The organism is Crocosphaera sp., from assembly GCF_030064895.1.
Taxonomy (GTDB): Bacteria; Cyanobacteriota; Cyanobacteriia; order Cyanobacteriales; family Microcystaceae; genus Crocosphaera.
Genome location: NZ_JASJEB010000037.1, coordinates 21,746 through 32,775, shown reverse-complemented (window position 1 = coordinate 32,775; position 11,030 = coordinate 21,746). Strand labels below are relative to the sequence as shown.

The 11,030-nt window shown below is 35.4% G+C and carries 7 protein-coding genes and 1 pseudogene; 6 read left to right on the top strand and 2 right to left on the bottom strand.

Going from position 1 to position 11,030, the window contains the following annotated elements:
* The first annotated feature begins 310 nt into the window (after nt 1–310).
* Both QNJ66_RS10960 and QNJ66_RS10955 read left to right on the top strand, forming a co-directional pair.
* Entirely contained in the window at nt 311–655 is a 345-nt protein-coding gene (locus QNJ66_RS10960) for a hypothetical protein (protein ID WP_300506409.1), read from the top strand.
* 123 nt (nt 656–778) lie between these two features.
* On the top strand, nt 779–1,318 hold the full coding sequence (locus tag QNJ66_RS10955; RefSeq protein WP_300506406.1) for a siphovirus Gp157 family protein: 540 nt from the start codon (nt 779–781) through the stop codon (nt 1,316–1,318).
* Between the two features lie 35 nt (nt 1,319–1,353).
* Here the strand turns inward: QNJ66_RS10955 and QNJ66_RS10950 are convergent, their stop codons facing one another.
* Together QNJ66_RS10950 and QNJ66_RS10945 are read right to left on the bottom strand one after the other, a co-directional pair.
* Nucleotides 1,354–1,842: a DUF4168 domain-containing protein gene (locus QNJ66_RS10950; RefSeq protein WP_300506403.1), complete on the bottom strand. Its 489-nt coding sequence runs from the start codon at nt 1,840–1,842 to the stop codon at nt 1,354–1,356.
* A gap of 59 nt (nt 1,843–1,901) precedes the next feature.
* Nucleotides 1,902–5,042: a DEAD/DEAH box helicase gene (locus QNJ66_RS10945; RefSeq protein ID WP_300506400.1), complete on the bottom strand. Its 3,141-nt coding sequence runs from the start codon at nt 5,040–5,042 to the stop codon at nt 1,902–1,904.
* A gap of 747 nt (nt 5,043–5,789) precedes the next feature.
* On the opposite strand from QNJ66_RS10945, the pseudogene QNJ66_RS26170 reads away from it, so the two are divergent.
* The 4 genes and pseudogenes from QNJ66_RS26170 to QNJ66_RS10930 form a co-directional block, all read left to right on the top strand.
* Nucleotides 5,790–6,071, top strand: a pseudogene (locus tag QNJ66_RS26170) (hypothetical protein); the annotation flags it as partial.
* Between the two features lie 24 nt (nt 6,072–6,095).
* A complete protein-coding gene (locus QNJ66_RS10940; protein ID WP_300506397.1) occupies nt 6,096–8,360 on the top strand; it encodes an Ig-like domain-containing protein in 2,265 nt (754 codons plus the stop codon).
* Nucleotides 8,361–8,727: 367 nt separating this feature from the next.
* Nucleotides 8,728–9,819, top strand: a complete 1,092-nt coding sequence (gene ychF, locus QNJ66_RS10935; protein ID WP_300506395.1) for a redox-regulated ATPase YchF — start codon at nt 8,728–8,730, stop codon at nt 9,817–9,819.
* A gap of 63 nt (nt 9,820–9,882) precedes the next feature.
* Entirely contained in the window at nt 9,883–10,626 is a 744-nt protein-coding gene (locus QNJ66_RS10930) for a PAP/fibrillin family protein (protein ID WP_300506392.1), read from the top strand.
* Nucleotides 10,627–11,030: the final 404 nt, after the last annotated feature.

Here is an 11,030-nt window from a genome sequence, read left to right as displayed (position 1 = left end):
CCAGTCAGGAGGGTTAGAAACTAAGAAATAAGGATGCTTCGCAGTTTTATATGTTGGTCGGGCATTCATCCCTAAGTTATGGAACGTTAGGGAATTCTGCCCGACATTCGGTTAAAAATCTTTATAAAATGATAATTATTTCAATTAATTTTTGTTGTTCGGGTAAAAGCAATAATAGCAATTATTTACTCTTTATCTGATTTTCAAGGTTCGGTTAATTATTTACCTTTATTATAGCATTATTCCTCACATTTTCAAGAAAATTGCGATAAAATAAAACTAGATAAAAAATACTTCATTTTGAGACCATATGGAACTGACTAACGAACAATCACCAGAAAGAGTTCAGCTTTATGAAATGTTTGAGATGCTTAATTCTCTTGAACGAGAATTAGTGATTACATCAGATGTATCAAGGAATTTTGAGGTTAAGCTTAGCATTAAAGAGGTAAAATATCATATCAAGGAACTCACGGAAATAATTAATAAAGAGGATACTAATGAAATTAGAGATATTAAGTCATGTAGAAGAAAGGATATGTCTCTTTCTCCTAAACTTAATCAAGTGCTAGAAAAGCTTTCCCAAGAAACCAACCAAAGTACAGAGGAAATTTTGCGTAAAGCAATACCATTGATTAAAATTGCCATTTATTAAGAAAAAGACGAGGTTAATCTTGCTATGATTAAAGATGGAAAAATTATGACTGAAATGACAGGATTTTTAACCAGTGCAGAATGAACCATAAAAAACTAAAATACGATAAAAAGGCAGTAATAAATGAAACAACCAAATCACACCCTTTGGAATATTTCTCAAGAAATTATTGAACTAGAAAACTTAATTAATCAACTGCAAGATTCGGAAGAATTAAGCGAAGAAGAAAAAGAAGTTAAAATCAATCAACTATTTTCTGAGTGGTTAACTGCTGACACAAATTTTGATGAAAAAGCCGAAAAAGTTGCCCATTATATTAAATATTTAGAAGCGATAACAGAAGCGAGAAAAGCTGAAGCGAAACGTTTAAGAGTCTTAGCGAGTATGAGTGAAAAACAAGGAGATAAATTACGGGAATATTTAATTAAAGAAATGCAGCGAGTTAATAAAACAAAAATTGAGGGAGTAACTTGTAAATTATCCATGAGAAAGAAACAACCTAGTATCTGTTTAAAAGTGAAACCAGAAGAACTACCCAATGAATTTAAACGGGTTAAAATTGAAGCTAATTTAACAGAAATAAGAAAAGCCCTAAAATCAAAAAAAGACTTTGATTGGGCTTTTTTTAGCGATGATGAAAACTACAGTTTAACCATTAAATGAGACAAAAAGATTAATTTTATTATCTTTTTTATCATCTAATTTCCTAACATTCGCTGTACTTTTGCTTGTAATTGACTATTGCTGGAGACAATTTTTTCAATTTCTAAAAATCGTTCTACTTCTAGTCCTTGGGTTACTACGGTACTTTGTCGCTTTTCTTCAGCATCATCCATAATTTCTTGGAACTTTACGACAATTTTTCTGAATTTTTCTAAGTCTTCTGAGGAATTAACAGATTCCGATCGCAACTGTCTTTGACTCTCATTAATTTCCATGAATCTTTCGGGGGTTAATCCTTCTTTTTGAATCGTTTTGGCCATTTGTCGCTGCACAACTGTTTCAATGCGTTGAAATTGCTTAATTACCTGCACAAACTGTTGTAACTCCAAAGGACTCACTTGGGGATCAACAGTGGTTTCTGTTTCTAAAGTTGGAGATATGGGGCCGTTAAATTGCCCAAAAGCGACAGTAGGGATCATCAATCCCACCATGACCACACCTCCCACCACAAGAGATTTCAACATACGATTGTTCCTTGATTTTGCTAGTCTATTATTCCAGTATAGTCGACGGCCTCGTGTAATTATTGTTCATCAATAATGGTATCTCGATCCAATAATAAGAGGTTACGAAGTTGATCTGTATCTAATTCTGTTAACCATTGTTCCCCTGCATCAACGGTTTGTTCTGCTAATTTTTGTTTACTTTCTAACATTTCGTTTATTTTTTCTTCTAGGGTTCCTGTACAGACAAATTTATGTACTTGAACGTTGCGTTTTTGTCCTAAACGAAACGCGCGATCTGTTGCTTGATTTTCTACTGCTGGGTTCCACCAGCGATCAATATGAAATACATGGTTAGCGCGGGTTAAATTTAGTCCGGTTCCCCCTGCTTTTAAGGAGAGAATAAAAATTCTTGGTCCGTTGGGATCGTGTTGAAAACTATCGATCATCTCTTGTCTTTTAATTCTACGAGTTGCACCATATAAAAAGAGAACTTCTTGCTGCAATTTTTTCTGTAAATAAGGTTGCAGAAGTTTACCCCATTCAGAAAATTGGGTGAAGATTAAAGCATGATCTCCTTCTTCAATTAATTCTTCTAACATTTCTTCTAGTCTTAATAATTTACCAGATTCTTCTGATTTTTTTAAGCTCTTTTGTTTGAGAAAATGAGCAGGATGGTTACAAATTTGTTTTAGTTTTAGGAGTAAACTTAAAATTAGTCCTTTGCGTTCAATTCCTGTTTTTTCTTCAATTTCTGCTAGAGAATTATCCACTAATTGTTGATAAAGTTGTGCTTGTTCTGAGGATAAACCACAAAAGATGGTCATTTCTTGTTTTTCTGGTAAATCTTGAATTATAGTTTTATCTGTTTTTAATCGTCTGAGAATGAAAGGACGTACCAAAGAACGCATAATTTGTAGTGATTCTTTATCCCCATATTTTTCGATAGGAGTGGCAAAACGACGGCGGAAAAATTGCTGTGTTCCTAAAAATCCTGGGTTAAGAAAATCAAGAATTGACCATAATTCTGTTAAACGATTTTCTACGGGAGTCCCTGTTAAAGCAATACGAAACTGTGTAGAAAGTTTACGTACTGCTTGAGATTGTTTTGCTTGAGGATTTTTTATATTTTGTGCTTCATCTAAGACAATACCTTGCCATTCTACTTGTTCAAAGCTTTTAATGTCTCGATAAATTAAAGAATAGCTAGTGATGATAATATTTTTCTGGTTAACCGCTTTAACAAAAGCTTTTCCTTTACTGCGTTTATCTCCATGATGAATCAAAGTAGACAGGGTTGGTGCAAATTTTTGGACTTCTCTTTCCCAGTTATTTAAGACAGATGTGGGACAGACTACTAAAGTAGGTTGAGCTAACATTTCTTCGCTTTTTAAGTGTAAGAGAAACCCAATTAGTTGGGGTGTTTTTCCTAACCCCATATCATCGGCAAGACAAGCACCTAAACCCCATTTTTCTAGGAAGGATAACCAACCGACTCCTCGCTTTTGATAGGGACGTAATTCACCTTTAAATCCTCTCAGATTTTCGATAATAGGGATTGATTCATTATTATTTATAGTATTGATTAGAGTAGCTAATTCTCCTTTTGCTTCAAAGTTAGTAATGGGTAGTTTAGCAACAGTTGAACTGTCTCCTGTACTGAAGCGCAAAGCATCTTCTACTGAGAGTTCTAAAGGATCATAAGATTTGTTGATAATTTCTTGTGCTGCCTTTACATCAGCAGGTTGTAAGGCGATCCATTCTCCTTTTATTTCGACTAAGGGCGATTTTTGAGCTAATAGTTTTTCAAAGTCTTTTTTTGAAATTGTTTTATCACCCACTGCTAAATTTAGCTTATAATTTAACAAACTTTGTAAGCTGAGTCTTTGTCCTTTTTTTGACTTAACTTCTGCGGTCAAACTAATACCCAAGCGTTTTTCTTCCACACCTTTCTCTAAACTGGGTGGTAAAATAACTCCTAAACCATTATCTTTAAGAATATCAGCAATAGATCGTAAAAACTCATAGACTTGTATGGGATCTAATTCACAAAAACTAGGCTGATTTTCTTGTAAACTATTTTCGACAATATAATATAAACGTGAAGCTAAACCTAGTCCTTTTAAGAGGGTTTCTTGAGGTTGATTAATTGTTCTATTATCCCAGATTAATCTAGTAACAGGATTCGACCAAATAACCTTTGCAGAAATAAGAAAATTGGGATCATCTAAAGCTTGCAAATAGTAGTGTAAACGCCAATTAGGTTGTTCTAATTTTTTACTAACTTTAGCTGGTGTTTCTAGTTGAAAGCAAACCCGAAACTGGTTAATTCCTAGTTGTTTATTATTAGAGCTAATAATATATTCATCTAAAGAAGATGTCCAATTATTAAGAGCATTCTTTAATCCATTTATTTCAACTTCGGATGCTTCAAATTTAGATGAGTTTTGTTTTAAAGAATATAACCACTTTTGAATAAATGAATTAGGGGTAATAGCAATATCAAAAAATTGACGTACTTGTTGATCAATAATAGTGGATAAAAAATCAAGAATAGTAGTTTGTTTGAGTGAAGAAAGGGAGAATTCACCCTCAAGTAAATTATGATTAGCAAGACAACTATTTGGCATAGTTTGTAAAAATTTAGAAAACCGTTGTTGATCAATTAAACTATCTAGTAAAGGTTCCCATTGTCCATAACAGTTATTCTCTTTTTGTTCTATTCGTGGTAAATATTTACCTCTAGTTAATAAATCTAGACTCCAACGATAAATATGTGTCCAAAATTTTAAATTATCACCTATGTAATTTTTATTATTATTTGTTAATCCTAATGGTAACTGACTTAAAATATTAAGGGTGTCATTAACATTGAATTTTATACCTTCAATTTTCCAAGCAATTAATTGTATCTCCTCTTCTGCAAAATTATTATCTTTTAATTCTGTTGATAGTAAAGGGACAGTCTGTTTTGATTTACCAATAACTTTACTAGGCAAATAAAATATTTGAGAAATAGATTCGATTTTTTTATTTTTTTCAATTGTAATCTTATTCGAGTTTAATTGTTTAATAATGTCCTGTTTATCTACAGAAAATGGATACATTGCAATAGAATCATCTGAAGCAATATCCTCAGATAAAGATCGCCAAGTTTCCCCCCAAATAAAAAATGATTTTTCTGGTGAATTTTGAATCCAAGTTCCATGTAATATTGTCATATTTTTCCTTGTTTATGTTCTAAATAGGTAATGCTTACTGGAAAGCTAACAATTATCCTTTACTAAGCTACCTATAGTAATTAACTTTCAGTTGTGAGAAAACACAGTCTTAAAACCCTATAAGATTGTATTTGTAGGTGCATAATATAGCTTTTCTCGGACTCATAAGGTACACCTGCCTCCTGCCTCCTGCCCCCTGCCTTAAAGCGATCACCTGTGTACCTCACAAGTATGGGAAATGCTATAGTATTATGCCCTAATAATAGGTTATCACTTCTGAGATATCATTACTGATTGCTATAGTTATCAGTTTCACACTGTTATAGACAAGTTTTGAGTTACTTTTATTTTGTAATATAATTAAAGCCTATCTAATAAAGATTAATAATTATAAATTTATTATGAGATATCAAAACCACTGATCATGGCATTTTGAGAGAAAATTGGGTCACGAGGTTGCGCCATTTGAGGCACTTATGGTAGAGTAAACTTGGAAAATTACAGGCATGTTTATATCAAAAAATAAATTTCAGTAAAAAATAAGCGATCGCCATAAGATTAAGAAATAGTACTTAGTTAATTATATTGAGTCCAACAAGTAACAAAAATAAACAGCTATGAAAGTTACATTAGATATTATTTAGAAATCCCTGCAAAAGATGTTAGAACCAGGAAGAAATATTTTAAACAATTTGGGCATATTAACAATAACGAAATCTTACTGATTTAGTTTTTAAGTTATTTAGAATAGACAGGAGTAAAATTATCGGACTTTCTCCCTCACAAACTCTTATTCCTCAACCCATCGAGGATGAAAATTCAATTAATGACCCCATTATTGGCCCCATTGATGATCCCTTTGATCCTCCTTCACTGATAAAAGGTAGTATTTGGAACGATACAGATGGAGACGGAATACGGGACTTCAATGAAAATCCCTTATCGGGATGGACAGTCTATCTCGATAGTAATCGCAATGGACGACATGACAGGGGTGAACAAACGTCAATCACTGATTCTAAAGGAGAATATAGCTTTGCTTTTGGTTTAATCTTGAGCGAAGACAGTAACACCCCTATTCCTATTATCGATCCCAATCCCGTCGGTTTTGGTACTCATAGGGTAGCCTTAAAACTTCAGTCAGGTTGGAAGCAGACCTCTTTGCCAACAACTCATACTGTTTTTGTTGAACCTGGACAAACCTATGCTAATCGTAATTTTGGTGTTCAGAAGCAAATCATAAAACCGAACAGCCCACCCGTGGCCAAAGATGATTATTTCATCTTCGATAAAGGTACCCCTTTAGAATATACAGGAAATGTTTTAGCTAATGATTATGATCCAAATGGTGATACCTTAACCCTAACAACACGGACTTCTCCTAAATATGGCCAAGTTCTCTTTGCTTCTAATGGTCAGTTCCATTATTCCCCCAATGCCTATTTTTCTGGCACAGATAGCTTTACATACACAGATAGCTTTACATATCAAATCAGTGATGGCAAAGGGGGAACCGATACTGCAACGGTTTATATAACCATTAACACTCCTATTCCTGTTAAAGATGACTATTTTACCCTCAATGAAGATACAACTTTAACGGGAAATGTTTTAAATAATGACAGTTATATTGCTGGGGATAGTTTAACCGCTAAAAAGTTGACCAATCCCACAAATGGCACAGTTACCTTGAATAGTAATGGTTCATTTATCTATACCCCCAATGCTAATTATCACGGAACAGATAGCTTTACATATCAAATAAGTGATGGTAGAGGAGGAACCAATACTGCAACGGTTACCTTAACTGTTAAACCGATTAATGATAATCCTGTTGCTGTAGATGACTATTTTACCCTGGATGAAGACACAACTTTAACGGCAAATGTTTTAACTAATGATACTGATGTTGATGGGGATAGTTTAACCGCTAAAAAGTTGACCAATCCCACAAATGGCACAGTTACCTTGAATAGTAATGGTTCATTTATTTATACCCCCAACGCTAATTATCACGGAACAGATAGCTTTACATATCAAGTCAATGATGGTCAAGGGGGAACCGATACTGCGACGGTTTCTTTAACTGTTAATCCAGTTAACGGTCTTCGTTTAGTTGGAAATTATGATACCAGTGACTCTGCGCTGGACGTAGAAATTGTGGGCAACTTCGCCTATGTTGCTGACGGTTGGGGTGGACTACAAATCATTGACATCTCTGACCCCACCCGTCTCAGTCTCAGTGGCAATTATGATGCTGATCACTATGCTACGGATGTAGAAGTTGTAAGCAACTTCGCCTACGTTGCGAACCCTGATAGTGGGCTAGAAATCATTGATATATCTGACCCCAGCAATCCCACTCTCATTGGTAATTATGATATCACCAGCGTTCCTGACGATTTAAGAATTGTCAGAAGCTATGGCGTAGAAATTGTCGGAAACTATGCCTACATTGCCGACTCCCATAATGGACTAGAAATCATTGATATATCTGACCCCAGCAATCCCACCCTCATTGGTAATTATGATACCAGTGGCTATGCTGCCGATGTAGAAATTGTGGGCGACTTCGCCTACGTTGCTGATCTGTGGAGTGGACTACAAATCATTGACATTTCTGACCCCAGCAATCCCACTCTTACTAAAAACTATGATGCCGTTGATGCTAAGGATCTAGCAATTGTGGGTAACTTCGCCTACGTTGCTGATCAGTGGGAGGGGCAACTACAAATCATCGACATTTCTGACCCCACCCGTCCCACCCTGACTGGTAATTATGATTCCATTGACTCTGCTAACGATGTAGAAATTGTGGGCAACTTCGCTTATGTTGCTGACGGGGAGAGTGGACTAGAAATCATTGACATTTCCGACCCCAGTAATCCTACTCTTGCTGGCAATTATAATACCAGTGACTGGGCTCAGGATGTACAAATTGTGGGCAACTTCGCTTATGTTGCTGACGATGATGGTGGATTAAAAATCATTGATATCAGTGCATTTTTACCCACCGAGCAAGTTTCTGATGAAATTGAGCAAACTATCGTAACGGGAGACAGCAACGATTATCTTTTAGGGCCGGCTGAAAATGATGCTCATATGGGTCAGGGAGATAGTGATTTCTTTGTCGTGGAACCCCATCAAGGAGCTGATACCATTACTGACTTTGAATTAGACTTAACATACGGTTCTCTGGGCTTAACTAATATTGATGATGACACTTCTATTATGTTTGATAATCAGGAGTTAGCTATTATCAAAGATGTTCAATCTACCGATTTAAACAGTGATAACTCCTTGGAAGTTACTATCTAATAGCTTAAGCATCACCCCTTAACAATTGAACAGATTTCAGGAGATCGCTTCTTATTTTTGGAGGCGATTTCCTGATGTCTAATTCCCCAAATATGAAGATGATTCTCGAATTATATTTTATAATTCACCTGAAAACATAGCAATTATTAGATAATTAGCTCTCAGTTTAATTCATCAAGAAACAAAGGTTAAAAAGTCTGTTAGTTGAGCAAAGTAAATTACTACTTGCATTAAACTTTCAACTATTAAAACAATACATTAACCCAAAAGAAGAACCGAAAACAGAGATTAATTAACAAACAGTTGATCATTTTTCGTAAATCCATGATAATGAACAAGGAATTATCAAATGCAAAAGAAGAAATAGATGCTCAAAGCTGGAATCGTTGGACTCCCTAACGTCGGTAAATCAACCCTATTCAATGCTCTGGTAGCCAATGCCAAAGCAGACGCAGCTAATTTTCCCTTTTGTACCATCGAACCCAACGTAGGGGTGGTTTCAGTACCCGATGAACGCTTAGCCGTCTTAGCCGAACTTTCCCAGTCTCAGAAAATTGTCCCCACTCGCATCGAATTTGTGGATATTGCCGGTTTAGTTCAAGGTGCATCCAAAGGAGAAGGACTAGGCAACCAATTTTTAGCAAATATACGAGAAGTAGATGCCATCGTTCATGTGGTGCGCTGTTTCGATGATGATGATATTATTCATGTGTCCGGTTCGGTTGACCCTGCTAGGGATATCGAAGTGATTAACCTAGAACTAGCTTTGGCCGATCTTTCTCAAACTGAAAAACGCCTAGAACGGCTTAAAAAGCAAGTTAAGGGCAAAAAAGAAGGTCAAGAAGAAATACCAGCCTTAGAGAAAATCCTCGCTGCGCTCAACGAGGGAATTGGAGCGCGCCATGTAGAATTAACTGAGGAAGAAGAAGAGTTAATTAAGTCCTTGGGACTCCTCACCCGTAAACCGATTATTTACGCTGCCAATGTCTCAGAAGATGACCTAGCAACAGGCAATGAATGGGTAGAAGCAGTAAGAAAAATTGCCACTGCGGATAAAGCCAAAGTAGTGATTGTTTCCGCGCAAGTAGAATCAGAATTAGTAGAAATTCCCGATGAAGAAAAAGCAGATTATTTAGACGCTTTAGGAGTCAAAGAAGGGGGTTTACAATCATTAATTAAAGCGACTTATGAATTATTAGGACTGAGAACTTATTTAACCACAGGACCCCAAGAAACCCGCGCTTGGACTATTTTAGCAGGTATGAAAGCACCCCAAGCAGCCGGCGTTATTCATACAGACTTTGAAAAAGGATTTATTCGCGCTGAAACCGTTTCTTATGAGGATTTAGTTGCTTGTAAAACCATGACAGTTGCTAAAGAAAAAGGGTTAGTTCGTAGCGAAGGAAAAGAGTATGTGGTACAAGAAGGAGACGTAGTATTATTTAGATTTAATGTTTAATTATAGAGGAGTGTGAGAATCCTGCCAACTAAAATAACATAATAATAATTTTGCAAAATAATTATGAATAAAGTTGAAACTCTAGCGACAATTAAAAACGAATTAAAAGAAGTCTTAAAAACTTACGATGGGGACGTTAAACATCATTTAGTCAAAGAAAAAATTGAGCAACTTTGCAAACTTAACCCAACAACTTCTCCAACCCATAGTAATCAACTAGAATCTGCTGAATGGTTATTAATTAGTGCGCCGTCTTTTCCTCAAGGGGAAAAATTAGGCGATGGCAAATATTCTTATACATTAGGACGTTTAGCATTTAATATGTTTGAACCCACCAGTCTTAAATTAGTAATTGATTCTGTTAGACAACCAGTTGTGTTATTAGGAGAAGGAGAAAAAAGGACTCATGATATTGTCGTTGAATTTACCATTATTGAGCCAAATTTTCCTAATTTAAAAGGGGTTGTTTGTAATAAAGGTGTATGTTATCCTGCTGATGATAACAATTTACAAGTAGAATTTATAGGAGGAACTTTAACCCCAACAAAAAGCCAAGACTTAGAAACCTGGAAAAAAATATTTAGTCAACCATCACCCTCAAAAAAAGGCTTTGGTGAACAATTAATGTCAGTTTTTCTCAAGTTTATGTTTGGTTTAGTTCCACCCCAAGGGATGAATTTAGAAACGGGAGAAATTTCTTTTAATATGAAACGTTCTCCCAAAGGTCGTTTAGAAGTGCTTTATTTAGACGAACAACTACGCATTACAAAAGGAAACAAAGGAACTATTTTAGTATGCGAACGCTAGTCTAATTAAAATAAAAATTAAACAAAACTTACCTATCTTATTGTTAGCATAGTTAGCATGATGCTCACATTTCTCTGTATCAAACTGATATAGCAGTCGCCAAGGCTATTAGGACATTTTTCTGTTGCCTGTTGCCTGTTGCCTGTTGCCTTAAAATACAATTTATGTGTCCTAACTAACCTGTCTATTGCTATAACTGATAACTGTTCACTGTTCACTGTTCACTGTTCACTGTTCACTGGTAATAATAATTCATAGGAAAAACAGCCCAAGAAATACTTGGACTGTTGTTGAGAGTAGCCGATGTAGCGTAAGATTCAAAGCAGACGGCATACTCTTCTTACGGAGACACTTTAAAAGCTTAAATAGTTAGCAGTTTATTCAATTTATTGCTAACCACAGAT

Excerpts from the sequence above, each read along its gene's own strand:
- QNJ66_RS10960 (WP_300506409.1), top strand. The coding sequence starts at position 311 with ATGGAACTGACTAACGAACAATCACCAGAAAGAGTTCAGCTTTATGAA.
- QNJ66_RS10955 (WP_300506406.1), top strand. The coding sequence starts at position 779 with ATGAAACAACCAAATCACACCCTTTGGAATATTTCTCAAGAAATTATT.
- QNJ66_RS10945 (WP_300506400.1), bottom strand. The coding sequence starts at position 5,042 with ATGACAATATTACATGGAACTTGGATTCAAAATTCACCAGAAAAATCA.
- QNJ66_RS10950 (WP_300506403.1), bottom strand. The coding sequence starts at position 1,842 with ATGTTGAAATCTCTTGTGGTGGGAGGTGTGGTCATGGTGGGATTGATG.
- QNJ66_RS10930 (WP_300506392.1), top strand. The coding sequence starts at position 9,883 with ATGAATAAAGTTGAAACTCTAGCGACAATTAAAAACGAATTAAAAGAA.
- ychF (WP_300506395.1), top strand. The coding sequence starts at position 8,728 with ATGCTCAAAGCTGGAATCGTTGGACTCCCTAACGTCGGTAAATCAACC.